Source organism: Streptomyces sp. NPDC094147, from assembly GCF_044764265.1.
In the GTDB taxonomy this organism is placed as follows: Bacteria; Actinomycetota; Actinomycetes; order Streptomycetales; family Streptomycetaceae; genus Streptomyces.
Genome location: NZ_JBIWHT010000026.1, coordinates 59,442 through 85,157 on the forward strand (window position 1 = coordinate 59,442; position 25,716 = coordinate 85,157).

Annotated in this window: 19 protein-coding genes; 3 read left to right on the forward strand and 16 right to left on the reverse strand. The window is 69.3% G+C overall.

What is annotated here, in order from left to right:
• The first annotated feature begins 162 nt into the window (after positions 1-162).
• Positions 163-3,162 (forward strand): alpha/beta hydrolase, encoded by a 3,000-nt coding sequence (locus ACIQ8J_RS28600; RefSeq protein WP_403277250.1) that lies wholly within the window; start codon positions 163-165, stop codon positions 3,160-3,162.
• 427 nt (positions 3,163-3,589) lie between these two features.
• Here ACIQ8J_RS28600 and ACIQ8J_RS28605 read toward each other — a convergent pair whose 3' ends face one another.
• Entirely contained in the window at positions 3,590-4,285 is a 696-nt protein-coding gene (locus ACIQ8J_RS28605; RefSeq protein WP_403277249.1) for a response regulator, read from the reverse strand.
• 854 nt (positions 4,286-5,139) lie between these two features.
• Between ACIQ8J_RS28605 and ACIQ8J_RS28610 the strand changes: the two genes are divergently transcribed.
• The gene (locus ACIQ8J_RS28610; protein WP_403607977.1) at positions 5,140-5,964 is read left to right on the forward strand and encodes a choice-of-anchor A family protein; all 825 of its coding nucleotides are present in this window, start codon (positions 5,140-5,142) and stop codon (positions 5,962-5,964) included.
• 187 nt (positions 5,965-6,151) lie between these two features.
• Complete coding sequence (locus tag ACIQ8J_RS28615; protein ID WP_403277248.1) at positions 6,152-8,047, forward strand: ATP-binding protein; 1,896 nt, start codon at positions 6,152-6,154, stop codon at positions 8,045-8,047.
• Between the two features lie 200 nt (positions 8,048-8,247).
• On the opposite strand, the gene ACIQ8J_RS28620 is transcribed toward ACIQ8J_RS28615, so the two are convergent.
• The 15 genes from ACIQ8J_RS28620 to ACIQ8J_RS28690 form a co-directional block, all read right to left on the reverse strand.
• Positions 8,248-9,228: a hypothetical protein gene (locus ACIQ8J_RS28620; RefSeq protein WP_403277247.1), complete on the reverse strand. Its 981-nt coding sequence runs from the start codon at positions 9,226-9,228 to the stop codon at positions 8,248-8,250.
• Positions 9,229-9,262: 34 nt separating this feature from the next.
• Entirely contained in the window at positions 9,263-9,913 is a 651-nt protein-coding gene (locus ACIQ8J_RS28625) for a DUF4255 domain-containing protein (protein ID WP_403277246.1), read from the reverse strand.
• Positions 9,914-9,917: 4 nt separating this feature from the next.
• Positions 9,918-11,276 carry a hypothetical protein gene (locus tag ACIQ8J_RS28630; RefSeq protein ID WP_403277244.1) on the reverse strand — a complete coding sequence of 453 codons (1,359 nt, stop codon included), beginning with the start codon at positions 11,274-11,276 and terminating at the stop codon, positions 9,918-9,920.
• A complete protein-coding gene (locus tag ACIQ8J_RS28635; RefSeq protein ID WP_403277242.1) occupies positions 11,273-13,126 on the reverse strand; it encodes an NADase-type glycan-binding domain-containing protein in 1,854 nt (617 codons plus the stop codon). The genes ACIQ8J_RS28630 and ACIQ8J_RS28635 overlap by 4 nt, the downstream gene beginning before the upstream one ends.
• Positions 13,126-13,746 carry a hypothetical protein gene (locus tag ACIQ8J_RS28640; RefSeq protein WP_403277241.1) on the reverse strand — a complete coding sequence of 207 codons (621 nt, stop codon included), beginning with the start codon at positions 13,744-13,746 and terminating at the stop codon, positions 13,126-13,128. The genes ACIQ8J_RS28635 and ACIQ8J_RS28640 overlap by 1 nt, the downstream gene beginning before the upstream one ends.
• A gap of 35 nt (positions 13,747-13,781) precedes the next feature.
• A complete protein-coding gene (locus ACIQ8J_RS28645) occupies positions 13,782-15,740 on the reverse strand; it encodes a putative baseplate assembly protein (protein ID WP_403277239.1) in 1,959 nt (652 codons plus the stop codon).
• Positions 15,727-16,173 (reverse strand): GPW/gp25 family protein, encoded by a 447-nt coding sequence (locus tag ACIQ8J_RS28650; protein ID WP_403277238.1) that lies wholly within the window; start codon positions 16,171-16,173, stop codon positions 15,727-15,729. Before ACIQ8J_RS28650 ends, ACIQ8J_RS28645 begins: the two co-directional genes overlap by 14 nt.
• A gap of 5 nt (positions 16,174-16,178) precedes the next feature.
• Complete coding sequence (locus tag ACIQ8J_RS28655) at positions 16,179-16,472, reverse strand: PAAR domain-containing protein (protein ID WP_403277237.1); 294 nt, start codon at positions 16,470-16,472, stop codon at positions 16,179-16,181.
• A gap of 51 nt (positions 16,473-16,523) precedes the next feature.
• A complete protein-coding gene (locus ACIQ8J_RS28660; RefSeq protein WP_403277236.1) occupies positions 16,524-18,329 on the reverse strand; it encodes a VgrG-related protein in 1,806 nt (601 codons plus the stop codon).
• 43 nt (positions 18,330-18,372) lie between these two features.
• Positions 18,373-18,585: a LysM peptidoglycan-binding domain-containing protein gene (locus tag ACIQ8J_RS28665; RefSeq protein WP_403277235.1), complete on the reverse strand. Its 213-nt coding sequence runs from the start codon at positions 18,583-18,585 to the stop codon at positions 18,373-18,375.
• Positions 18,582-19,064 carry a hypothetical protein gene (locus tag ACIQ8J_RS28670; RefSeq protein ID WP_403277234.1) on the reverse strand — a complete coding sequence of 161 codons (483 nt, stop codon included), beginning with the start codon at positions 19,062-19,064 and terminating at the stop codon, positions 18,582-18,584. The genes ACIQ8J_RS28665 and ACIQ8J_RS28670 overlap by 4 nt, the downstream gene beginning before the upstream one ends.
• Before the next feature lie 38 nt (positions 19,065-19,102).
• Positions 19,103-19,600 carry a phage tail protein gene (locus ACIQ8J_RS28675; protein ID WP_403277233.1) on the reverse strand — a complete coding sequence of 166 codons (498 nt, stop codon included), beginning with the start codon at positions 19,598-19,600 and terminating at the stop codon, positions 19,103-19,105.
• Positions 19,601-24,563: 4,963 nt separating this feature from the next.
• Positions 24,564-24,743 (reverse strand): DUF6760 family protein, encoded by a 180-nt coding sequence (locus tag ACIQ8J_RS28680; RefSeq protein WP_403277231.1) that lies wholly within the window; start codon positions 24,741-24,743, stop codon positions 24,564-24,566.
• A complete protein-coding gene (locus ACIQ8J_RS28685) occupies positions 24,740-25,213 on the reverse strand; it encodes a hypothetical protein (protein WP_403277230.1) in 474 nt (157 codons plus the stop codon). The genes ACIQ8J_RS28680 and ACIQ8J_RS28685 overlap by 4 nt, the downstream gene beginning before the upstream one ends.
• A complete protein-coding gene (locus ACIQ8J_RS28690; protein WP_403277229.1) occupies positions 25,210-25,668 on the reverse strand; it encodes a hypothetical protein in 459 nt (152 codons plus the stop codon). Before ACIQ8J_RS28690 ends, ACIQ8J_RS28685 begins: the two co-directional genes overlap by 4 nt.
• Positions 25,669-25,716: the final 48 nt, after the last annotated feature.

Sequence of the window (25,716 nt, forward strand, 5' to 3'; positions counted from 1 at the left end):
GTGGTTCCCAGTGCCCCACCGTTGGACGACCTCCGGGACGATTCTCCGGTACCGGAGGACGCATGGGAGGACAAGTTCACGGCCGATTCCGATCGGAACCGTCAAGAGTGCAAGAGAGATGCGCTTTTCGGGAACGAACAGTCTCGGCGTAATGCCGACCTGGTGAACAAGGTGATGGCTGCTAATAAGAATTGTTCGCTACTGGTCTACGACGCGCAGTTCAAGAAGGGGCATGGGCGCGCGGCAGTGGCTGTGGGAAATATGGAGACCGCTGAGTATGTGGCGGTTCTGGTGCCAGGCATGGGCAGTTCGCTCAAGTCCCTCGGTGAGCTGGTCGGCCACGCACGCAATCTTCGCGAGCAGTGCCTGCAGACCCGACCCAATAGCAGTGTCGCCGTCGTTGCCTGGGTTGGGTACAAGGCTCCGGGATTCTGGAAGATGGGATTCGAGAAGCCGGCAGCAAAGGGCAGTGAACTGCTCCTGCGGGATTTGGACACGTGGCGTGGGCACTGGTGCAAGAGTGCCGCCCGGAGGGAGCGGAAACTGGCGGACTGTCCTTCGCTGACCGTCAGCGGGATGAGCTACGGAAGTGTGGTCACCGGCCATGCCGCCACGGCTGCCGGGAACGATGACTGGGGCAAGCCCGTCGTGGACAACCTGGCCTTTCTCGGCAGCCCCGGAACCGGACTTCGCGCCGGACACCTCGGCGGCTCCAACATCTACACAGCCGCCACCGCTAGCGACCCGGTCAGCTGGCTCAACCATTTCAGCATCGACCCCGCGCATAAGAACTACGCCGAGAAACATCGGGTCACGCGAATGAAGGTCAAATACCACTGGACCCCGGCGAAGGATCTCATCAACCCGTTCACATCTCACCAGAGCTACTACAAACCGGGCACCGAATCCCTGGCCAACCTTTCCCGTGTCGTGGTCGACAGAACGGAGGACGTGTCCCAGGTGGGGCCGCGCACTACCAGCTTTGTCGCAGGCCACCGATGGAGCCCTGCGAACCTCACCAAAAAAACGCCGGACCCCGTTCCGGAGCCGCCCTTGGGAACGGCACGGAGCCGACAGAAGCGGTACATCATGTCCACGCTCGTCGTGACGGGCAACGGCGACAAGGCGTTCGAATACGCCTCGCAGATGATGGAGGGGCTGCAGAGCCATCTCCAGGTCAGCCGCGTCCCTGCGAAGTTCTGGCAGGTGCCCTACGGGCAGGCTCTCGGTGAGCGTCCCCGCGGAGAGGCCGGCACGATGCGAGCCGGACAGATGCTCATGAGCGATATCGCGAGCTACTACGGCCCGTCCCTGCCTGCAGACGCGCCGCCCTGGAGCGGGCCGGTCGCCGCCTACCTGAGCTATCCGAGCACTGAGACCGGGGCGCATGACGCACCCAAGTCCGTGCAGGACCTGAAGGACAAGGGCAAGGCGATCCTCGACCTGGTGAAGCACCCCAAGGCTCAAGGGCAGCTGGGCAAGACCGCCAAGGCCCTGAAGCCGGGGCCCGACTTCTTCATCTACCTGGCCGCTCTGACCCTCGATCCGGCCTTCGACGCCAACACCAAGCTGGTGGAGAAGCTGCAGAAGGAGACCGGCAAGTGTGACAATTTCTCCCCCGAAGACTTCTACAACTTGGTGGGAGGGAAGAGCTACAAGGAATTGCAGGCCCTCGGCTACATCAAGAAGGACCAGCTCAGTTCCCTGCAGTCCCTGCTGGAGGACGTACCTGGGCTCCCGCTCCTCACCTACGCGCTGAACAGGGTTTCAGGTTCGGTCTACGAGGCCGTCGAGCTAATGGCCGAGCCCATAGCCTACGGATGCCTGCAGATTCGGGAGTGGTTCGACTCGACCCTGAACAGCAGAAGGCCCGATGGGCGCGCGGCCACCTATCGCATCTTCCTCAAATTCATGATCTCTCTCTACCAAGTGCCCGGAGCGTACGACGACCTGATAGCGATGTCCGATCCGGCTTCGGTGGAAGGAAAGGAGATCAGGAGCCTGGTCGAGGAGATGAAGAAGCTCACGAACAAGGTGGAACGAGCTCAGCAGCAGAACGAGGACGCGAAGAACGACCGGATGCAACGAGCCGGGCAGACGCCAGTGCTCGGTTCCGCGGAGGAAGGTGCGCAGAACACCCGTGAATGGTTCCTGGGCAAGTTCAGGACCCTGACCGGCGGGGAATTTCAGGACATCACCCCCATCGCGAACCCCGTCTACTACGAGAGGGTCCTCAACGAGCAGCTGGTCGCCGTCGCTGCCATGAGGTACTTCCCCGAAGCGCGCCATCGCATGATGCAGAAATACCTGCGGAAGACGAACCAGGGGCACATCGTCGCTATGCTGGCCGCTCTTCCCGCGGCATGGGCCAGCGAGGCTTACAAGAGGGGCAAATTCAAAACCATGGACGACCTGCTGGAGGGCTTCGTCGGCCTGGCCGGCACTCGGTGGAGTTACCTGACGGCGAAGACGCAGAAGGAGAAGGACAAGCTTATTCAGGTCTCCGAATCCAAGATCCGGCTGTCGAGCTACAAGTACGAGTTCGGCCTCCGCGACGTCGCCGTGAGGGTCGCCAACAACCTGTGGAACTCGACTGAGGTGGAACGGCGGCGCCTCGTCGCCGCCGGCCCCGCCGCGCACACCCAACCCCAGGTTCCGGTTCAGCCGGGGTCCGGCAGTTCCGGGCCGATGTGGCACCGCAGGGCGTGGACGGTCGAGTTCGACACCGACGAACTCACCTCGGTCGTCGACTTCGGGACGGGTTCCTCGGCGTCGTGGCAGCAGGTATGGAAGGGCAGGGAAGCCCCGCTGTCCTGCCTTACGATCAAGCCCGACGACTCCGTCGAGGGGCAGTTGCAGATCAACGAGGGTCAAAATCCCCAGGAAGCCGACCTGGTGTCCACCATCGCGGGCAGGGAACGGCTCGCGTGGAACGCGCCGCGGCAGTTCCACATCGATGTCAGGCCGAAGAGTGTGGCGTCCGGGGAGGTCGAGTACACGATCGGGGTTGCGCCTGGTTACGAGCTCGATGTGTACGAAGGTCGGGAGCGCGTGCGGACCGTCACCGGCCAGAGCATGGCTAAGCCCCGTGAGGTCTTCACGAGCACGACGCGGAAGACGCTGCGCCTCGGGCTGCGCCGCAAGACCGCAGGATCCAGCTGATCCACCGGGGTGCGCGGGCCATCGGGGCGTGAGAACGCCCCGATGGCCCGCGCACGGCAACAGGGGGCTCCGGCCGATGTAGACGTGCAGGCTCAGCCAGTCGTCGGCGCTGGCCCAGACCCGGCCCACACGAGCGTCGACAACCCCGACTGGTTCAGGCCTGAGGCCCACCTGTGGAGGCGGACGGGATAGCCGGGCCTGCCAGCGTTCGACGGGAGGGGAATCCCGCCCCCCGGCACGCGCGCCCGAATTGGGCGGGCCGTTCCGCGCCTCGGGCATGCGCGCCGGAGCCGGCCGGGTCGTTCCGTCCTCCGGGCACACGCACCCGAACTGGCCGGGCCATCCGTTAGCCAGGCGTGCGCGCTCGAACCAGCCGGGGCGTTTCGTCGCCCGGGCACGCGCCCGAACCGGCCGGGCAGCGGGCGAACTACCCGTGCAGCAGGTTGAGTTCGTATGCCAGTACCGCGGCCTGGGTGCGGTTGTGCAGACCCATCTTGCGCAGGATGCGTGAGACGTGGGCCTTGACGCCGGAGACGGACAGGTAAACCGTCCCGGCGATCTGTACGTTGCTCATTCCGGACCCGAGGAGCTTCAGCACGCGCCGCTCCTGCTCGGTGAGCCGGCTGAGGAGTTCGGCGCGGTGCACCCGGCCGCGGACCGTGCCGTGCGACGCCTTGCTCACGATGAGGCCCAGGGCCTCTGCCGAGAGGGGGCTGACGCCGTTCATGACGCTCTCCATCGCGCCTCGGAGCCCCTCCGGCCTGATGTCCTGGGTCAGGAATCCGTTGGCCCCCGCCTCCAGCGCGTCCAGCGCGCGGTGGTCGACGGCGAACGCCGTCAGCACGATGACCCGGGGCGCGGGGCTCAGTCGCGTCAGCCGGCGCGTCGTCTCGACCCCGTCGATGCGCGGCATGTGGAGGTCCATCAGGACTAGGTCCACGTCGCGTTCCCGCGCCTGCGACACCGCCTGGGGGCCGTCCTCGGCCACGGCCGTGACGGTGAAGCCGGGGACGGAGTCGACCAGGCAGGTGAGGCCGGAGCGGGTGATCGCCTGATCGTCGACGACGAGGACGCGTATGTCTGCGGGGCCGCCGTCCTCGCAGGTCACTGGTTCGACGGACATGCCGGGCCGTCCACCGACGGACAACGCCAACCTTGCTGAGCGTTAACGACGTTAAGGCTCAGCAAGGGGTCCCCTGGTGCGGTGAACGGCATGGGCATCACTCTCCGGGAAGTCGCGCGCGGCAATGCCCACCGTGCCAAGCGGGCCCGGCAGACGGTGATATTCTTGGATTAACCCTCTCATGTTGCATTGGTGTGCCCCAACGCCCCTCCCTGGCCCGGCCGTTCCGGCAGGCCGGAAGTCACGTGACCTACCTCACCTTTTAGGTCCCCTTAGGGAGGTTATGGAACCAATGCCTGATTTATCACTGAATAAGTAGAATTAACGCTATGTCAAGCCTGGTGAAGAGTCGGGACCCCGTCACCCCTCCTGCCTCCCAACTCGCCCTGTTCCACCAGGAGATCTCGCATCCGCACGTCCGCAGCATTCGCCACCGCCGGTGTCGTCGCTTCCCCAGCCTTGGCGCCCGCCACCTCCGCAGTGGCGGCACTCTAGTGCGGAGCCAATCCGCTCGGGACCGACGGGAAGTACGCCGAGTTCGTCGAGGGCGACGCCACGCGGTACTTCGACTCGGAGGGAGCCGTGGCCGACGGAGGGGACGCACGCCCTGGGCGATGGCAAGACGTGACAGGGCTTCTCGGTCGGGGACAAGCTCAGCGGCGCGGACCTCGGCACCCTCCCCAACCACAACTCCCTCGTCGTCGGCGGCATGTTGAGCGTCAACCAGGTCGTCATAGCCAGGGGCTCCGGGTCTACGGAACCTCCGCGACACGAGGCGCCCCGGCGGGTTTGCCATCGACGGCAAGCACGCGAAGGGCTCCTCGCCCGTCGACTTCAAGCGGGAGTTCGCCACGCTGCGCTCCAACTCGGCCGCCTGGGCGGCCCTGAAGGGCAACGGCACGGTCGCACGCCCCACCAACAGCAAGGCCCTGCTCCTGACCGGGGACGACGCACAGCGGAACGTCTTCACCGTCGACGCCGCCGACCTTCAGCAGGCCGACCGTATCTCGCTCAAGGTCCCCGCGGGAGCCACCACCCTGGTCAATGTGCTCGGCGGCTCGGACGACATGTCGGCGGCCTCGCTGAGCGGCGTGGAGATCTGGGATCCGGCGAGTAAGGTATTCGTCCTCGACGACTACGCCGCGGGGTTGGGCCAGTTCAAGGTGCTCCGGTCGAAGCTGCTGTGGAACTTCCCGCAGGCCACCTCGCTGGTCAAGAACAGCGCCTCGTGGCCCGGCACGATCCTCGCCCCCGACGCCGCCGTTCAGATGGGCACGAGCAAGACCGGGCCCGGGCACGTCAACGGGGCGGTCTTCGCCAAGAAGCTGACCTCGGCCCCGGGCGCGGAAACGCACCAGATGGCCTTCGCCGGCTGCCTTCCCAGCGGTGACCGCCCCGCCAATCCCCTACCGCCCGCCGCCAACCCCGCACCGACCGGGACCGCGCTGCCCCCGCTGGCCACCCCGAACTCCTCCGGAACGAGCGGGAAGAAGCCGTCGTCGTCGGCCTCGCCGTCCACCTCGCCCAAGTCCACGCCTGCCGCCGACGAGCAGGGACGCCTCGCCGTGACCGGCTGCGGCGTCGACCCGCTGTTCGTGACGAGCGCCGTTGCCACCCTCCTCGTCGTCGGCGCCTGCACGGCGTACGCGGTGATCAGCCGCCGCGCCCCCCGCCGCTGACCGACCACGGACGTCGCCGTGCGTCGGCGGTACCCCGGGTTGCCCGCCGCCGACGGCCCCGAACGATCAACTTTTACCGGTACGAATCCACCCCGGCCGACGGCCGTCGGGCATGGCGGCCTCCTAGGGTCGGCCGGGAAGCACCGCTGCTGTGTGCCCCCATCCCTGTGGAGGACTTCTCAGACCTATGAGTCAAAGCCTGTTCGAGGAACGACTCGAGGTGGCGGAAGAACGGCTGCGCCGCCTCTACATGGAGCGCGAGGAAGGCGGCCCGTCGGAGGACGCCGCGGCCCCGCCCGACGACAGCCACAGCTGGCCCGGCGAGGAACGGCTGGCGCTGCGCAAGGCCGAGGGCGACCGGCTCGCCCACCTGGTCGGAGAGTTCCACCTCTCGGAGCGGGAGACCGACCTGCTCGTCACCTGCCTGCTGCCCGAGCTCAAGCCCGTCTGCGGCGCCGCCTTCCAGTTCCTGAGCGGGCTGCCCACCTCCCGCCCCTCCGTCTCGGTCGCGCTCTCCGTACAGGGCATCCCCCTGCCGGACGCCATCGCCGGCGGTCTGCTGCGGCAGGGCTCCCCGCTGTTTGACACCGGCCTGATGGCCTGTCAGAACCCCGAGGCGGTCTTCCCGGAACGGGTGCTCGACGTCCCCGACCGCGTCCTGGACTTCCTGGTTGGCCGCGCCCCGGGCGGAGCCAGGAACCGCTGGCTGTGCGTCCTGCCGTACCACCCCGACGACGACGATCCGCAGCACGCCAAGGGCCTCGACACGGCGCTCGCCGCCGACCCCCACCGGACCCGGTACCTGCGCCAGGGCATCCACGGCGAGGCACTCCCGGCGAGCCGCGCCGCGCTCGCGGCGACCGGTCTCGTCCCCCTCCTACTGGACCCCGACGCCCTCACCAGCGGCGAGACCTCCCCCCAACAGCTGGCCGCCGAGGCCACGTTGGAGGCGCGGTTGCTCGGCGCGGCCGTTCTGCTGCCCCTCACGGCCCCCGCCGCCACCGAACCGGACCCGGCCGACCAGCTGCGGCGACTGGTGACCCGGCTAGCCGACGAACCGGTCCCCCTGCTGCTCTACGGCAGCCAGGGGTGGGCGGCGTACGGGTGGGACACCCCCCAGCCCGTCGAGACGGACCTGCGCGCCCCCGACGCCCGGCGTCCCGGCGACCAGCTCGGCGCCGCCGCCTCGGTCTCCGTCGAACGGATCCACCGCGCCTCGGCCCTGCACGCGATCACCCCCGCCCTTCAGACCGTACGGGAAGCCGCCCGGCAGCGCGCCGCCGGTGACCTCGGCGGCCTGGCCCGGCACATCGCCCCCGAGGTCGGATGGCAGGACCTGGTGCTGCCGGACGGAGTCCGCACCCGCCTGGACATGCTGGTGGCCCGTGTCCGCCACCGCGAGACGGTGTTCGACAGCTGGGGACTGCGCAGAGGAGGCGGCCGCGGCAAGGGAACCGCCGCCCTGTTCGCCGGGGAGTCCGGCACCGGCAAGACCATGGCCGCCGAGGCCGTGGCCCGCGAACTGGACCTCGACCTCTACGTCATCAGCCTCCCGTCCATCGTGTCGAAGTACATCGGCGAGACCGAGAAGAACCTCGAACGGGTCTTCTCCGCAGCCGAGATGCTCGATGCGGTCGTCCTGTTCGACGAGGCCGACTCGATGTTCTCCAAGCGTGGCGAGGTCAAGAGCTCCAACGACCGCCACGCCAACATGCAGAGCGGCTACCTCCTGCAACGCCTCGAAGCGTTCAACGGCCTGGCCGTCCTGACCACCAACCTCCGCTCCAACATCGACGCCGCGTTCACCCGCCGCTTCGACGAGGTCGTCCACTTCGAAAGCCCCGGCCCCGAGGTCCGCGTCCGCCTGTGGCGCTCCCTGCTCGGCGCATCGGCCCCCGAAGGCCTGTGCCTCGACGCCCTGGCCGAGAGCTACGACCTCGCGGGCGGCAGCATCCGCGCATGCGTCGAGAGCGCTGCGTTCACCGCGGCCGCCGCCCAGCGCCCGCTGTCCCGTGAGGACCTCTTGCAGGGCGTCGAGACGGAGTACGGAAAGCTGGGGCGGTTCTTCGCGCCGGCCGACTGATCCGGCAGCAGTGCCGCGTAGCTCACGCGCTCCACGTGGCCGCCTTGCCGGACGCCGCGCACCTTCTGATGATGCTGCGGGGCCGCCCGGACTGGGCGGCATCGAGTTCCCGCCGCACATGGGGCTTCGCGGTGGACCGGTGCGCGCGGTCCCGGGAGGTGACGGCGATGCCGGGGCGGTTCTCTGAGCGGAGCCCGGCGTCAGGCGTGCTGGGGAGGCGGAAGCCGCAGCCCGGCGTCGTGCCCCATCCACCTCCACTGTTTGTTCTGGGCCTCCTCGCCCGCGTGGGCGAGGTGGACCTCGGTGCAGTCGCCCTTCTTCGCCACATGGGCGACGCTGAAGAAGGTGCGGTCGGGGACGATGCCCTCGGACTCGCCGGTGCTCGACTTGTCCAGCGCCGTCTGCAGCCGCCGCGCCGGAGGATTGTCGAACACGTAGAGGATGTTGGCGCCGCCGAACCCTGCCCTGTGCTCGAAGAATTCCTCGGCCTTCTCACGCCTCCCCGAGATCGACGTGGGCGCCTGCGTGCGCAGCACCGCACCCGGGCGGAAGGAAGGTCCGTTCAGCACCTCGGCGCGGTAGTACCTCCCCTCCAGCGTTTGCCCTTTGGGCGGCTGGAGCGTGGAGCGGAAGAGGTCGACTACCTTCTTCCTGGGCAGTTTCAGAATCTCCTCGAACACCCCCTCCATGATCTTGATGTCGGAGACCATGTCCGCTCCGTCGAGCGTCTTCGACAGCTCCTGCGCGACTTGCTTGGCCGTGGGTTTGGCGGGGGTCCCCTGGCTGGGGTCCCGGTTCTGCAGGCGGAAGACCTGGGCGAGGTACGCGCAGCCGAGCTCAGTCCCGTAGAACCAGGCGAACGCCCTGGCCTTCACGTTGTCCTCGTGCTCCTGCTGAAGCCGCGCCGCGCTGGCGGCGCCGTTCGCCTTCACCTGCTGCATCTTCTTCTGCTCGCCCTGAGTGTGCGCAAGGAGCTGCTTGGCGAGGTTCTCGCGTCCGCCGCCCCTCGTGATGTTGTGGGCGGAGCAGAACTGGCCCAGGAGGTCGAAGGGGCCACCGCCCTTCGTCTTCAGGAACTTGCGTACCTGCTCGTCCACCTTCGCGGCCTTGGCCCTCGCCTTGGCCTCGCTCTGTTTTCCGGCGTACCGAAGGTGAACGCCCTTGTAGTCGAACTCCAGCATCAGTCACTCTCACATCTCGAGCCCGGCCCGAAGGTCAGGCGATCTCCTCGACCCGGCGGCGGGGCCGGGCGGTGCCGCGGGGGCGGGGCGGGCGGAAGGGCTTGTCCTCCGGGGCGGGCGGCGCCACGTTGCGGGCCCTGAGGGTCAGGCCGCGGATCGGCTCGGTCTCCACCGTCGTGCTCGGCTTGGCGACGGGGATGGTCACCAGCAGGTCGAGGACCGGCCGGGCCGGGGTGCCCAGGCCCGACCAGAGCTTCATGGCCAAGGGCTCCGCGCCCTCGGGGGTTTCGCGCAGCTTCAGCGTCAGCGGGCTGACCGGCGTACTCGACTGCGGAGTCAGCTGCTCCGTGGCGACGCACCACTCCAACAAGGTGCCGAACAGGAGGTGTTCGTCCCTCGGGGAGTGGCCCCAGACGGTGAGCGCGTAACCGAGCTTGAAGAAACGGGCGGGCGGGGTGTAGCCCACCACGACGCCGTGCTCGTCGATGATGCTGGTCTCGCCGGACTGCCGCTGCGCGACGTCCTCCTCGACACTGTGCAGGAAGAGGTTGACGCACAGCCCCGAACGACGGGCGGCCCAGTCGGAGTTCGGTGTCTCGAAGACGACCTGAGCGTTCACGCCGCGCAGGGGACCCTGGCGCAGCTCCTTCTCAAGGGTGTCGTCGACACGCTGGACGATGTTCACCGGGTCAGCTCCTGGGCGGCGAGGGGGTGGGGGTGGGCGTGGGGGCGGCGCCGGAGGGAGGGTTCTCCGGTTCGGCGTTCGGCCCCTTGAGGGGGATCAGGTCGCCGGTGAGTACGGCGGTGGCCATGCAGTCGGTCGGCTGGAGGCCCGGGGGCGCCGACGGGGAGGAGGCGCCGCCACTGGTCGGTGCCAGACAGTTCAGTTGCAGGGAGATCCTCTCGCCCTCTCTCAGGGGCGGAGGCATGGCCGAGGGACTCTGAGGGGCTGCCACCGGCGTGGTCACCAGCTGCTGGGTGCCGGCCTTCAGGACCAGGGTGCCGGTCGTCGGACCCGCGGCAGTGATCTGCACCGCCTTCAGCACGAGCCGGTAGCCCTTCGGGACCGTGTACTCGTCTTTGAGCTTCTTGGCCTTGGAGTCGGTGGACAGCGACACCCCGTCGAGCGGCTTCTTCTTCAGAGCGCCGGCCTCGTCCTTCTCCTTCTTCGCCTGCTCCTCCTGCTTCTTCTGGTCCTCCTCCTGTTTCTTCTTCTCGTCGGCGGCCTTCTTCTCCGCCTGCTGCACCGCCTCCACCTGGGAGGGGCCCTTGACGGACTCGGTCTTGACCGTCGGCTTCTTGCCGCCCACCGGGGAGAGCCACAGGGCCACCGCGGCCACCACGACGGCGGTCAGCGCGATCAGTGCCTTCATGGCCCGCTTGGGCAGGAGCGGACGCTGACGGTGGACGAACTCGGCGGTCCGTTCCTCCTCGTCGCCCCAGCCGCCGCGGACCCCGATCTTCCAGTCGGCCGCGGTACCGACCGGCACCGGACTGGTCACACGGATACTGAGGCCGACCCGTGCCTGCTCGCCCGCCTCCAACGCAAGCCGTGTCCGGCGCAGCCGGGTGCGCAGCGGGGCGTCGGGCGCCTGCGGCGCGAGATGCAGCCGTACGGTCGTGGTGGCGTTGCCAGTGTTCTCCAGGAGGATCAGATTGGTGCTCCACAGGGCGCCGCCCACCCGGGCGCGGACCGCTTCCACGTCGAGGTCGTGGAACTCGCCAACACACAGCGTCGCTTCGGGCACGGCCACCGCGAACGGGTCCTCCACGGACGCGACCTGGACCGCGAAGGTCAGCGGGCCCGGCGGCAGGTCGCTGTGGCGGGGCAGGGTGAGCGGGATGTTGATCTTCTCGTGGTTGCCCGGGTAGACGGGCAGCTGGCCGAGGCCCTCCTCGGCGTTCGGCCAGTCGGCGGGCGGCCCGATCAGTGTGAGCCGGTAGGCGTCGACGATACGGCTCTCGTTCCAGACTCGCAGATGCGCGGTGAGTGAATCACCTGGTGTGATCACCTGGTCGGGGACGGTCAGTTCGGCGCGTACGGTCATGACGTCTGCCGGCTGAAGAACTGGATCTCGGCCATCGCCACGGGCATGTTCGGCTTCAGGGCGGGGGCCACCGCGTCGATCCGGACCTGTACCGAGATCACGTTGTCGATACCCAGGTCGAAGCGCTGCGGGCCGGGCTGGCCGCCCAGGGTGATCTGTTTCTCGACCGGCCCCTGATCGGTCGTGGTTGCCGTCACCGTGATCTTGGTGGGCCGGCCGCTCTCGAAGAACTGCTCGGGCGTCTTGGACGCGCCGTTGATGAGAGACAGGGCGGTCAGCCGGAACGGGCTCTGGAACGTGGCCGTCCACGCTTGGCCCACCGCCGCGTCCCCCGTGCCCTGCGGAGCCCAGGCTTTGTTGTCGACGCCGTCGTGCGCGAACTGGGCGTCGAAGCCCTTGGCCGAACTGGTCGCGGACATGGATTTCGGGGTGACCGCGTACTGGGTCGCGAAGCGGTCCTTGACCAGCGGAACGGCGCGCTCGGCAGCCGCCGCCACGCCGCCCATCGACATTCCGGCCGCCAGACAGACGGGCAGCGCAGTCAGCGCCATGGACCAACGGTGGTCCCAGTGCCACACCTTGGGCCGCTCCAGGTACTCCTTGCGCAGCCGCTCCCAGCGCGTGGGCTCGGGCGGCTCCGGCTCCGGGCGCAGCAGGGCGCCGCAGGGGTGGCAGTACGTGCGGTTCTCGGCGTTGGGGGCCTGGCACTCCGGGCACAGCAGCAGGTGCGGGATGCCCTCCGACGGGGTCGCCGCATCGGCGGCCGAGGGGTCGGCGGGCTCGTCGGGCAGCGTGGCCCAGAGCACCACTTCGCCGTCGATGACCTGGGTCTGCGCGGCGGCGGGGTCGGCCTGGGCAGGCGCGGTGTACGGGCTGTCGGCGGCTGCGTACAGACCGGCCTCGGCCGGGGTGGCGAACTGCGGTCGGTGTGGCGGGTCTTCGGCGGACGGGGGCGCCGCATAGAGGTCGTGGGCCGGGCGGCCGGGGTACGAGGAGAGACCCTGCGGCCGCACGGGCTCGGCCCGGAGCCCCTCGGGCAGCCCGCCGACGTCCTGATTCCCACTGGACAGGCCGGAGTTGGGGCTTCCAGTTCCGGCCGGGTCCCAGGCGCCCGTCGCGGGGGCGCCGGAAGAGGGGGCCTGCGTCCAGGGCCCCGTACCGCTGCTTGCGGCCCCAGTGGAGCCGGGAGTGAGGTGACCGGATGCCGAGCCATCGGCGCCCGTACCCGCGTATCCCGTACGTCCGGAAGGGTCTTGCTGCGCCTCCGGGTACAGGGCCCGGATGTCCCAGTCCCGCGCGCCTGTGTACTCGGCACCTGCCCGATCGCCGGACGTCGGCCGGGCCGCCGCGTCACCGGTGCCGCCGTACCCCGATCCGTTGGCCTGCGCCGCGCCGGCGGTGCCGTATCCCGGCCCGCTCGTCGGTGACGTTCCGGTGACGCCGTACCCGGCCCCGCCAGCCGATGACGCTCCGGTGTCGAACCCGGAGCCACCAATCGGCCCGGAACCGCCCGCAGTTGAGGTCCGTCCGGCGTCCGCACCTCCGTACCCCGGGCCACCGCCCCGCCCAGCACCACCCGCACCCGCCGAGCGGCCGAAGTCCGCACTCCCCGCTCCCGGGCGGCCGGAGCCAGTGCCCCCTGCTCCCGGACGGTCGAAGTCCGAGCCTCCGGCACCGGCCCCCGGCTGCGACGGCACGACCGGATTGCTTCCGGTCCGGTCCCACCCCAGGTATGCCCCGCACGAGACGCAGAACATCTCGCCGGGGTAGGCCACCACCCCGCAGCCGTGGCACATGTCCTGCTCGCCCGGCACGTGCCAGCCCTGGTGGCCGGACGAAGCCGCTCCCATCAGTACGCACCCCCCGCCGCACCCCGCACGAGCAGCGGGTCCTCGTCGTCCTCGATCGTCACCTCGGTGCGGACGTGCGCCGGGATCCACTCCCTGACCAGTTCCTCCAGGTCGTCCACGACTCCCGGCCGGCCCGCGGCCGTCCCGTACGGCAGCAGTACGCGCACCCGAGCACGGGCCCCGCCCGTCCCCGGCCCCTGGATCGTGGGGTCGTCCGGACCGGCCGCGCAGTGCGTGCCCCCCGACTCGGTCAGCTCCAGGCGGCCGCCGAGGACGTACCGCACCAGCAGGTCCAGGCCCGCCGCGGTGCCGCGTAGGCCGTGCAACTGGTGCCCGAGCAGCAGAGCGTTGCGCCGCCCCGTGGCGCCCACGCACGCGGGCAGCGCCGTGTTGGACCAGCTCAGCATCCACGTGACGAAGTGCTCGGGGGCGGTGCGCGGGCTGAAGTACGCGTCCAGGCAGTCCAGCGTGGTGATCAGGGGCGCCAGGGCGTCGTCGAACCCGGCGATGAACCGGTCGGCGAAGTCACCCTGCCGGTAGCTCTCCGGCAGGATGGCGCGCAGTGACCGGCTCCCGGGCACCAGCGGGGGTGCCGCAACGGCCCGCGGCGGTGATTCCATCTCTCGTCCTATCCGTCTGTCCGTCATCCAGGCCTTCAGCGCGCGCTCTTCACAGCGACCTGGTGGCGGAAGGAGAGGAACAGCGTCGCGGGACCGACGTCGATCCGGTCGGTCGCGGACTGCCGCTCGCCGGTGCCGATGTCCGCGGGGTACATCTCCAGCTTGGTTACCGACTCGACGTCCGCGCAGCGCGCGGCCACCGCGTACAGGTCGCTCAGGCGCAGTGCCCGCCCCAGCGGCCAGCCCGAGCGGTTGTGTCCGCCGTGGCCGGACGGCAGCGGGCTCAGGCACTCGTACAGCGCCCGCAGCACCCGCTCCTTGACCTCGGCGCGGTCCGCGCCCTTGGCCGCCTCGATCTCGGCGACCACCGTCACGCCCTGGTAGGCGGGCCCGCTGACGGAGACCACCACGCCCATGGGCCGGGCCGCCTCCACTGCGCGGGCGGCGGACGCGAGCATGCCCTCCGAGGGAACCAGCTCGCGCCAGCTGTCCTCTTCGCGTACGTCCCGTACTTGAGGGATGATCAGAACCCTTATCAGGCCAGCCCGTTCGGAGTCGTCCGGCTCCGCCACGCACTCGATGCGCCCCGCGTCCCGGCAGGCCGCGGCCGCGATCGACTCGTAGTCCTTCGCGGTCACCGCCCGGTCCTGGGTGCGCAGCCAGTGCCCGGCACGGCGCCGCACGCTGTCCACCGACTCGGCGTCCACGCCGCCCGTGGCGGGCGTGCGGTTGTCGACCCGCGACACCAGGGCGAGCGGGGTCCGCAGCACCGTCAGGGTGTTCGCGGCCACATTGCCCTCGCGGCCGCCGCCGCGGCGGTAGGCGCCCGCCGTGATCCTGGCGCCGATCTCGGGCACCGCGCCGTACTGTCGCATCTCTCCGTCGGGCTGGCGCACGGACGGGCCGAACCTGACCGTTCCGCTGGCCTCGTCCACGGTGATGTGCCGGTCGGTGGGGGAGGAGTCGGTGAAGGACGGCACTGCCTTCCACACCTGGCGGCCCGCCTTGGTTTCTACCGCCACCGCGCGCAGCGACCCGGCGACGACGGGGGTGCGGTGCACGGTGAAGGACTGGCCGGGGGTGCCGTCCGAGACGCCCATCTCGTCGTGCGGGATGGTCTCGCCCTCCAGCGCGGTCGTGCTCCCGCCCACCGTGTACGCCTCCAGGGCACTGATCCTGGGAGAGGAGGAGTACGGCGACTGGCCCGGGCCCGCCTCCGTGATGCGGCAGCGCAGCCAGCCCGCCCGGCGGCGCCCGATGAGCGAGGCGGCGTGCCCGTCGGGCAGGTGCAGCACGATCTCACCGGGCCGGTTCAGACCGCCCGTGCCGTCGCTCTCGACCTCGCACTCCACCCAGCCGTCCCCGCACCACGCCTCCCACACCCGCGGCGGGCGCCGCGGGTCCACGCCGACGCCGTCCATCGCACACTCCACGCGCAGCGCCACCGCGCACCGCGGTGCGGTCTGCGACAGGCCCACCAACAGGGCGTCGCCAGGCGTGGGTTGCTGGGCGAAGCAGGTCACCGGCTCGCCGGACAGGAAGCGCTCGGTGACGAGCTCGGGGGCGTGTCTGGCCGTCGCCGAGCCGATGTGGCCCAGCGAGGTCGGCACGATCGCCAGCTCCCGGTTCACGGTGAAGATCCGCGCGGGCGCGCTGCCCGAGCGCGGGGTGGCGACCTCGGTGCCGGCCGGCACCGCCACCTCCGCCTCCTGCGGGGCCGAGAGCCGGAAGGTCAGCTCCGTACGTGCGGCCTGCGGGGCGGTGAGCTGCACGCCCAGTAGGTCGAGGAACTCCAGGTGGACCTTCTCCGGGATCCGGTTGAGCCGGTAGGAGAGCTGGTCGACCATCTGCGCGAACGCCTCGATCAGCGCCACCCCGGGGTCGGAGACGTTGTGGTCGGTCCACTCCGGGCAGCGGCGCTGGATGAACCGCTTGGCGTCGTCGACGAGATCCTGGAACCGGCGGTCGTCCAGATGGGGGCTAGGCAGCGACATCGGTGTCCCTCCTCTGCTGCGGGTGCGGTCCCTCGCCGTCGCGGGCGGGTATCACATAGAACGGGTAGACAAGGTTGCGGCGGCTGTTGGTGCCGGACAGCTGGTAGGCGATCTGGATGTCGAGGACCTCCTGCTGCCCCGCGGCCTGGACCACGGTGACGTCGTCCACGACGATCCGCGGCTCCCAGCGCTCCAGGGACCGGCGCACCTCGTACGCGATGGCGCCGCAGGTGGCCGCGTCGAACGAGCCGAAGACGCGGTCCCGGATCGCACAGCCAAACTCCGGCCGCATCGGCCGCTCCCCGGGCTCGGTGCCCAGGACCAGCCGGATGGCCTGCTCGACTTCGGCGGTGCCCTCGGTCATCGCGATGCCGCCGGAGGGGCTCACGCCGAGGGGGGCGGACCAGCCGCGGCCGATGAAGAAGTCGGACACGGCACTCAGCTCCCGATCATGACGGTCGGGCAGCCCATGGCGATCATGCCGCCGCCACAGGCGATGGTGTCGCCCATCGCGGCCGCCGGCATGCCGTTGATGAGCACCTTGCGTACGGCCACCACCGGCACTGGCGGGACCGGCGGAATGTGCAGGGGGCCCACACAGGTGGCGAGCGACCCGGCGACGGCGGCCGGCTGCCCGCCGATCAGGACCGTGGCAGCCATCGGGGGGCCGGTCACCACACCGGCGGCGGCGCCGTGGATGGTGGGATCGCCGATACGTGCGGCGGGAGGCATATCGCGTTCTCCTTTCCGGAGGGGCTGCTCGGAACGAGCGGTTGGCGTGAGTTAGTTGATCCTGACGAGGGCGCCGGAGATCTCGGCGACGGCGCTGCCCGAGAACTTCGCCGTGGTGTCCGCGGTGACCTCGACCTTCGTGCCGGACATCTGGACCTGGGTGCCGGAGAGCTTGAGGCTCTGCTGGGCGTTCACACTGACGCTCTGGCCCTTCAGCTCCAGAGGAGCGTTGCCCGCGTCCACGGTGATGCCGCTCTTGGCCGCGATCTTGACCTTGCCGTCGCTCTGCACGGTGATGACCGTGTCGTTCTGGTCCATCTTGATCTGGAGCTTGCCGTCACCGGTGATCAGCGTGGCACCCATGCCGGAGCTGTCGGCGTCGAGCAGTTCGAGGCGGTGGCCCTTCTTTGAGGCGAAGGAACGCCGGTTGGCCTGGCCCTTGCCGCTGTCCACCAGGTCGAGCTTGTGCGGGGCGAGCTTGTCCACCCCGTTGTATAGCCCGCCCAGGACATAGGGGCGGTCGAGACAGCCGTGCTCGAACCCGACCAGGACCTCGTCACCGACCTCCGGCACCACCACACCGTGGCCGCGGCTGCCACCCAGCTGCACCGTCCGCGCCCAATTGCTCTCGTACTTGGCGTCCAGCCAAGGGAGTTGGACCTTGACCCGGCCCTGCTTCTTGTCGTCCTTGATGTTGACGACCTTGGCCGGCATCAGCCCGTAGAAGCGCCGCAGCCCTTCCTCGGCGTCACCGGGCCGCCCGGCCGCCGTCCGGTCCGCCCCCTCGTTGACCGTCAGCTCCGTCAGGTAGCCCGAATCCGGGTGGTACTCATGGCGTACGGACGTGACCGTGTACTGGCCCTCGAACTGCTTGCCCAGACCGGTCAGCGACACCCCGGAGCGCAACCGCAGCCGCGGCTCCCCGCGCACCACCGCGCGCAGCCGGGGCAGGCCCGCCGCGACCTCCTGCGCCATGCTGGCCGCCAGCGTCTCGGCCTCGCCCTGGGTGCCGCGCGGCAGCCCAGCCAGCAGCACCGATGGCCCCGACACCGCACCGGACGGCGCGGTCCAGGCGGTGCTGTGCCGTGTCGTGGCGGGGTTGCCCATGGCGACGAACGGCTCCTTGCGCTCGGGGTCCCAGCCCCGCACGGTGACCCCGGTCACCTGGTCATCGAGGGACGCCACCGAGCCGACCTTCAGCAGGTTCGCGCCGAACTGCAGGGCGAACGGGTTGCCCTGGGCCGACATGCCCTTCGCCGGAGCGCTGGAGGCCCGTGCGGGCTTGCAGAAGTGCAGCTTGCCGTCCCGGAAGAAAAGGTCCCGCCCGTTCTCCCGGGCCAGGTGGGAGAGGAAGTCCCAGTCCGACATGGCGGGCTGGGTGAGGAACTCGTACGTCGGCCGCGCGTCGTCGACCGTCCCCGTCTCGACACCGGCCTGCTTGGCCACCTCGCGCACGATGTCCCCGGCCGTCATCTTCGGATACGACGCGACCCGGTAGCCCCGGCGCAGCCGGTGGGAGCGGTCCTTGGCGCGGATGACGGTGAATACGCCGCCGACTGTGCTCGCGGCGCCCGCGTCCGAACTCGCCCGCGCCTCACAGTCGGTGACCTCACCCTCGAAGAGGGCGTGCTTGCCGTCCGGGGTCACCGAGGTCAGCTTGAGCGTGCTGCCCAGGGTGACGCCCCACTCGGCGAGCAGCGACGCGTTGTGCGGGTCCCGGATGCCGACCTCGGCCGTGGCCGACGAACGCCCGTTCTCGTGTACGACGGCCCATGCCAGGGCGGCGCCGAAGTCCGCGGGCATCATCCGGCGGCCCGCGGCCTCGACGATCAGCCCGGCGGTATGACGCCCTGTCATCTGTACATGTCCTTACGTGAGGTGATGGTGGAAGGGATGGACTTCAGCGGTCGGTGGCGTTCGGCAGGACCAGCACCGTGCCCGGCCGTACCTTCGACGGGTCGTCGATGTCGTTCAGCTCGGCGATCAGCCGCCAGTCGGCCGCACGGCCCGTGCTGCGCACCGCGATGGACTGGAGGGAATCCCCCCGCACCACCACGCTGAACTGGCGCGACGAAGGCGACCCCGGCAGGTGACCCAGACCCTGCGCACTCATATGCCGACCTCCTCCAGGGCGAGATCGCACACTGCGCGCAGCGGATGGCCGTCGCTGGAGAAGCGAGTGAACCGGACCGCGAGGTGTCGTACAACCGAGTGGAACTGGGCTGCCTCGCAGTGCCCCCAGCGGAACATCACCCACGGCGGGGACGACTGGTTGTTGCTGAGGCTCTTTTCCTCCGGCCGGCAGCACTTGAGCAGCGTCCGCACCCGTGTGTCGACGGAGTCGTCGTCCGGCTTGAGGGCATCCAGGACGACGGTCAGGGTGAGCACCGTCGGCTGGCTGCCGAGGAACTCGGGTACGGAAGCCTGCGGTGCGAGGCGGGTGGTGTGCCGCGCCCAGGACGTCTCCTTGACCAGGGAGAGCTGTGCCGGGTTGAACTGGAACTTCACCACTTCGGCCGGCTTCCCGAGCTGCTTCTGGCCGCCGATCGGCGGCTTGTAGATTTCGAGAACCGCCTTCTCTACCTTTTCCATTGTCTTCTCGCCTCCTTTCTTCGGCGTGTCCGCGGCGATTACTTGGGCGTATCGCCGAAGTAGAAGCCACCGTGGACGAAGTCGATCTCTTCAATGGCACACGTGGTGGTAGAGGTGTTCAAGGTTGGACCCCGCCAGGCGACTGGCCGCAGGTCCAGGAGTTCCCACGAGGCCACCTTCCTGTTGTTGGGTCCGAGAATCGCGACGTACCCCGGTTTGGGAACCGGCTTGGACAAGTTGTCCTGGACCCACTTGCACATCTGCAGCGTGTGCTTCGACACGAGTCGCGACACGGTCAAAGGGGTGTACTTGATGCGGGTGTTGAGGTAGGTGGGTGAAGTGTTGTGCCCTCCCTCGATGACCTCGTCGACCTCCATGGACATGGCGAGCCCTGTGCACCCGGTGAAGTCGTCGCATATCTCTCCGCTTGGCCCGTGAAAGGACAACTGGAACCGATGGGTGGGTAGGGGCAGGGATTCTGTGCTCAACGTTGTGCCTCCGCTTCGGGCGAGAGAAATCCCATGGGTATGCCCCACTCGGGGCTGGGGGTGGCTTCATCTGTCGATCGTCGTGCTATGTCGTGCTTTGCGTCGTGGGAGTCGACGGCGCGATCCTGCACTGCTTGTTCGACGATCTGGTGGAAGACCGGATGTCCGTTGCCGAACGCATCTGTGACCGAAGCCGTGACACCTTCGCCCCGGACGGCCGGAGCGAGCGACGCGAGGGATCGGGTGTAGGAGGGAGCCTCCGGCCTCGTGACCGGCGTCGACTCGAAACCGCTTGGCACGTCGGTGCCCCAGGAGGGCGGGGACGTGGTGACCGTCACCGGGCCAGGCGTCGAATTCGCTGTCCTTATGACGGTTGTGTTCGCGGTGGCGGAGGGCTGCCGGCCTGGGGTGACGGCCTCGACACGGTGCTGGGTACCGTCGGCCGGCGTCTTGCTTCGCGCGGGCTCTGCGCCAGAAACGCCTGAAGGAGAGATACCGAGGTGCGCGAAGAGGGCGGGGTGGCGGTCAGGTTCGGCATGGACCGAACGGATTTGGGGGCGACCGTTCGGCGCTGCGGCCGTCCACAGATGAGGCTCTTCCGGGCCGGGCCGGGGCCCCGGCCCGGAACCGGCTGCAACCGGGTGCTCAACGGCTGCGTGCGTCTGCGCCTCCTCTGCATGCCGCTGAGCGCCGTCGGCCGTCCGTCGCTCGGAGCGGCTGGTGCCCTCTTGGTGCTGAGCGGCACCGTGCGCTTGCGCTGCGGCGCGTTGGGTGACGCCCTGGCGACGCAGAGGGAGGCTGCTCGCGGAGAAATCCACGAAGTCTTCGACCGGTCCGCTGTCGAAGCCGCCATCGAGATGCAGGGGTGCGACCTGGCGGGTCTCGGCACTGCGTACATCGCTCCGCACGGTGCGCGGAACCGGGATCTGTTCGTCAGTCGGAGCTCCGGGTACGAGCGGAGGAAGGTCCGGACGGGGCTCGGCGTCATCGGAGGGGCTCTCTTCAACAGTCCGCCGAACAGAGCGGGTTGGCGGAACCTTGGACCCGCCGGGCAGGGAGGGCTCGGGCGCCCTGGCCTCGCCGGCTGGTGCAGTGGGGTCCTCGGTGTCGGATTGGTGGGCCTGGCTCCGGTCTCGCTGCTGCTTAGGGCTGCGGCGTACGAGAGGTGTGGGCCGCATGACCGGCGGTGTGGGCTCGCCGAGTTGGAACGGGACGGCGGGGGAGGAGGAAAGGCTCTCGCGGGGGGCGTCCTGGCCGTGCACGGGGCTCGGCACGTCACGCGGTGCCTGCTGCCCAGGGACTGGAACGACGGTGTCCACCGCACCATCGGCGGTGGAAGCGCTGCGGTGCAGATAGGCACGGGCTGCCTCGTGATCCGGCGATGCCGGCCCGACCGGGGTGATCAGGTCACAGGCGCGCTCTTTGTGCGACGGCTGCGGCGAGGAATCGGTGGGCGCGGCCAGGGCGGTGGCAGTCGGCTGGTGCTGGGTGCCGGGTGTGGAGTGGTCCGCCGGGGTGGCCAGGTCGCTCCGTCCGGATGCCGAGGTGCGCGGGGCGGGCTGGGCGGCGAGGTCCGAGGGCTGGGTCGGGGCGTGCTGAGAGCGCGCCGTGGCGGTGGAGTGGTTTGCCTCGGGCCTTGTGAGCTGCTCGGGGTGGGCAGCGGTGTTCTGGTCCCGGTCCTGCGGGTTCTGCTTGCGGCGGGCGCGAGGTACGGGCCGCATGGCCGGTGGTGTGGGCTCGCCGAACTGTAGCGGGACGGCGGGAGACGGGACCCGCTTGGGGGCAGCGCTGCCCTGCTCCTGTTCGCGGCGAGGGGCATCATGCAGGATCCGCCCCTGTGCCACAGAATTGGCGGCAGGGGTGCTGTCATCAACAGGGCTTTCATTAGCGGCAGTTGATGCGCCTGGTGCGGCTCCCGAGCAGGATGTGGACACCGGGGCCGCCGCCGGGGTGCTCACGTTCGTCGTGGGCTCGACCCGGGGCGGGGCGGCGGTTCCGAGATCGGGGGTGTCCGACTTATCGAGCCGTATACGTGCTCGAGGGGCTTCCCGAGTGGTGCCGTGTTGCGGCTGGCTCTCCCGCGGCGTGGAGTCGGGCGCGGACACGTTGGGGGTCCTCGGGGCGGAGCGCATGCCGGCGGAGCCCGACGCCTGACGGGCGGTATCGGCTTCGGTCGGCTCGCCCGTAGCGGAGTTGGCCATGCCTGGCCGCGTGGACGAGGCAACCCCCTGGGGAGCGGTCGACGGCGTAGCGTCCGGAGCCTGGTCGTAGGTCTCCGACGGTTCTTGCAAGGTGGCTGCCGCGCTGGGTGCGGGCTGGTCGGCCGCGTCCGGGAGCGGGATGGCCCGGGCTGTCGCCGGAGAGATGGTGTCGTCCTCAGCGGCGGTGTTGTGGTTCGGGCGCTCGCTCCGCTTCCGGTTGCGTCGGGGCCGCATGGCCGGGGAAGCGGGCTGATCGACTCGGAGCTGCGCGGCGGGGGAGGAGACGGTCCGGCGGGAACCGTCCGTCCCCTGGTCGTCATGGGGGAGCTGCGGTGACGCGGGGTCCGGTGCTGAAGTTGTGCCGTTCTCGACGAGGGGGCCGGCCGTAACATCCGACGCATCGGGGCCGACACTGGTCTTGGCGGTCCGGTCCGTCGGATACCGGGCCCCGTCCAGCCCGGTCGAAGAAGAACCAGCCTGCTCGGCTTTGGGGGCGGCTTCCGTCGGCACAGTGCCGACCGGGTCCTTACCGTCCGACGGGGCGGCCGTCCCGGGCGCGGAGTCCTGTACATGCTCGTGCGCTTCGTACGCGTCCGCCTCGCACCCATGCGAACGGGAAGGCGTGCGGGCGGTGGCGGCACGGCTGCCTTCGGCAGCCGTGTGAGAGGCATCGGTGGAGAGGGCAGCGGTGGCTTCCTGCTGCGCAGGCGCCTCGTGCAGCGGCAACGCGGCGATGTCGCTGGAACCCGTGGGAGCCTTGTCTGTCGCCGGGGTTGGCGTGCTCTGGGTACCTTTGCGCAGGCCGGCGGCGTGTGAGGGGGCAGCGGCGAACTCCCGCTGTGCGGGTGCCTTGTGCGGGAGCTCCGTACAGCCCTCACCGGCGTCGACCGGAGCCGGAGGGCTCTGGGCAGCCTTGTCCACGCCGCCCCCGCGTGTGGGGCCAGCGGCCGGTTCCTGCTGCGCAACCACCTCAAGGACCTCGCTGGCATGTGCGGGTACATCGACCGTCGCCGGAACGGAGCTGCTGTCGACGCCTTCGTCGAGGTTGGCCTCATGCGTAGAGGCTGTGCGGCGCGACGACGTGCGCGCGGGGCGCATCGTCGTGGGTGCGGCCCCGCCCAGGAGGAGCGGAACAGGGGCGGCCGGTGCGGTTTCCGCTCGTACGGCCGTCACGGGATCTTGCTCGGGGTTCTGGCGCGGCGACCGGTCCGATGCCGTCCGGGCGTGCGTGCCTCCGTCGAATCCGTCTCCGTCGACTCCTGCGGGTTTTTCCGGGGTCTCGGCCCGGCCGTGGTCGTCGAGGCGCTGATCAGCGCCGAAGCGGCGTCGCGCCGCCGCCCGCGCGGCCGTGATCCACCGGGGAAGACGACGTACGGCAAGAGGCGCGGCCGACTGCTCGAAGGTCGGGGGCAGGGCCGAGCCGTACTCGGCGCGCGGATCGCCACCGTTTCGCAGGGAGACCCGCCCCTGCTCCGACGCCGAGTCGGAAATCATTACGGGCTCATGGCTCGGCGCGGACGTGGGCGCAGGGGCGCATACCGCAGCAGGTTCGCCGACAGGCAGGGAAGCAGGGGTGGTGCTGCGTACCGAGGCGGGCTCAGGAGCGAGTACTGGCACGGGTTCGGCCGCCAAGGCGGACTCAAGACGTACCGGCGCGGGCTCAGTTGTCGAAGTGGGCTCGGCGTCGCCTATTGATGTGGGTTCAGCGACCGTCACAAACTCAGTGTTCGGTACGGGCGCGACCCCAAGATCAATCAGCGGCTCGGACTCGCCACGATCAGCCGACGGGGAAGGCTCGCACCCTGGCACATCCGCAGTCTCTGGCGCCGGCGCAGCCCCACGGCCAGGCGCCGGCGCAGCCGCATCGCCCGGCACCACTACAGCCTCGCCAACACCCGGCGGCGCAGACTCGGAACTCGGCATTGGCGCAGACACACCACTAGCTGCGGCTGCGGGCCCACGATCGGCCACCAGCATGGGCTCGGGACTCCGTACCGCCGCAGGTTCACGGGTGGCCATCAGCGCCGTCCCGCCACCAGACACGGGCGCAGGCTTGCGGGCAGCAGTCGTGGTCGTCGCGGAATCGACACCCTGTGTCGGGGTGACTGTGGTGTCCGCGACCATTCCGTACGGAGTCTTTTGCGAGTCGGGCTCGGGGTTGGGCGCCGCAGACCCCTGCTGGTGCGGGGATACGCCTCCGGCCTCGGGAGCGAGTCGCGAGGCTGCGTCGGCCTGCGTCGCCGGGGTGTCGGGCTTGCGGCGCCAGTTTTGGCGGAACCGGCGCATGCCCGAGGCGGCCTCCTCGTGCCGGGTACCGCGCCGGAGCAGCAACCGGCGTTGTGGAGCCGAACCCTGGACCGGCTCCGGGCTCTGGCCCGGCAGACGCACCGGTGCGGGCGCCACCTCGACCTCGCGTACGTCTGCCGATGGTTCGGCCGGGGCAACGGACGGGACGGCCGGGTCACCCGCGCTCCCCAGCACGGCATCCATCCCTTTGGCCGCCCTGGCCCCACGGGGAACGGCGGGACGCCAGTACAGACGTGCGGGCGCCCGGTGGGCCGGGTTTCCGGAGCTCCAGGTCGCCCCAGGCCTGAACACCTGCGGCGGCTCAGGGTTGATGAGAGTCCTGAGTTCCCCGGAAAGCCGGTGGTCCTGGAACGAGGGGAGCCGGTCCGTCACCCGGCGGGAATCGGTGACCGGGTGCACCCCGGCCGCGATCGCCCGTACTGTCTCCGGCAGCACCACCGGAACACGCCCGGCTGCCGCCGCAGCGCGGTCGGCCTCGGTGGTCCGGTGCATGAGCTGATTCCCTAAGTTCCGTAAGGCCGGTCAAGTTGGTCGTCGAGACGCTGATTGATCTGCGTAACCTGACGGATGTAGGCACGACGCTGGATGTGGTCCATGTCAAGCAGTTCGTTGTGCGACCAGTGGAAGTGGTAGGCGATGTACGCGATCTCAGAACGCAGGTTCTCGGCCGCGTACACCGTCATTCCCCCAGGCGGCTCCCCAAGTCGATGTCGAATTCGTGCCGACAATCGGGGCACACGGTCGAAGCGATCGACGTGCCGTCCAGATTGATCTTCTCGTAGAACTTTTGCAGAAATGCGAGATCGGCGGCGAAGAGATCCTCGACGATCCCGGCGTGAATATCCGTCAGGTCACCCAATTTGGTGATCAGTCGACTGATGAGGACGACGGATAGGTAGGCTGGATTTTCGCGTACCCTCTGATCGCTCAGCGGAAGGAGCTCGTCCCGTGCCGTGGCGAGGCGCATGATTCCCCCGCGGTGCACGACCCCTTGCGAATCCACATACCCGCGCGGAAGGGTGAACGAGAATTCTGTCTGGAGGGCCGCAGGCCTGCTGCACAGGCCTGCGGCCGACCGGGAATCGAGGGGCGCGGCCGGTGGTGCCACAGTAGCCGTGCTGGTGGACCCCTCGGTCACACGCCCCCGTTTCACTTGGTCTTGTTCTCGCCGTTGTGGATGACCGTGGCCGAATACGTCTCAGTACCCGAGTTCGGCCCCGCCGAAAGGCTAGGAGGGCTGATCTTCACGCACCGGGCCTGCAGGAAGCTGCGCTTTTCTTCAGCCTTGTCCTTCCCGGCCTCATCCTTCGTGATGATGGAGATGTTCTTGAATGCCTTCTCGTCGTTGCCGGTAGCGCCGGCGTCCTTCAGCCATTGCTTCATGGCCTTGATGTTGGCATCGTCACCCTGCTTCGAGGGGTCTCCCGCGAGGAACGTAACGGTGATTTCCCCATGCACAGCCTCGGTGGCAAAGGCATTGGTCACCAGGTGGCCTTCATTGTTGACGAAGGTCACGGTGCTGTGATTGAACCCCTCCTCCGGCCAGTTGACCTGAGTGAGTGCGGCAATCTGGATGCCGTCACACTGAATCGAGAAGCTATCGGCCACTGTTTCTCCTTGAGCTGGTGATTATTTTTCGGGCGACAGGAGTCTGTT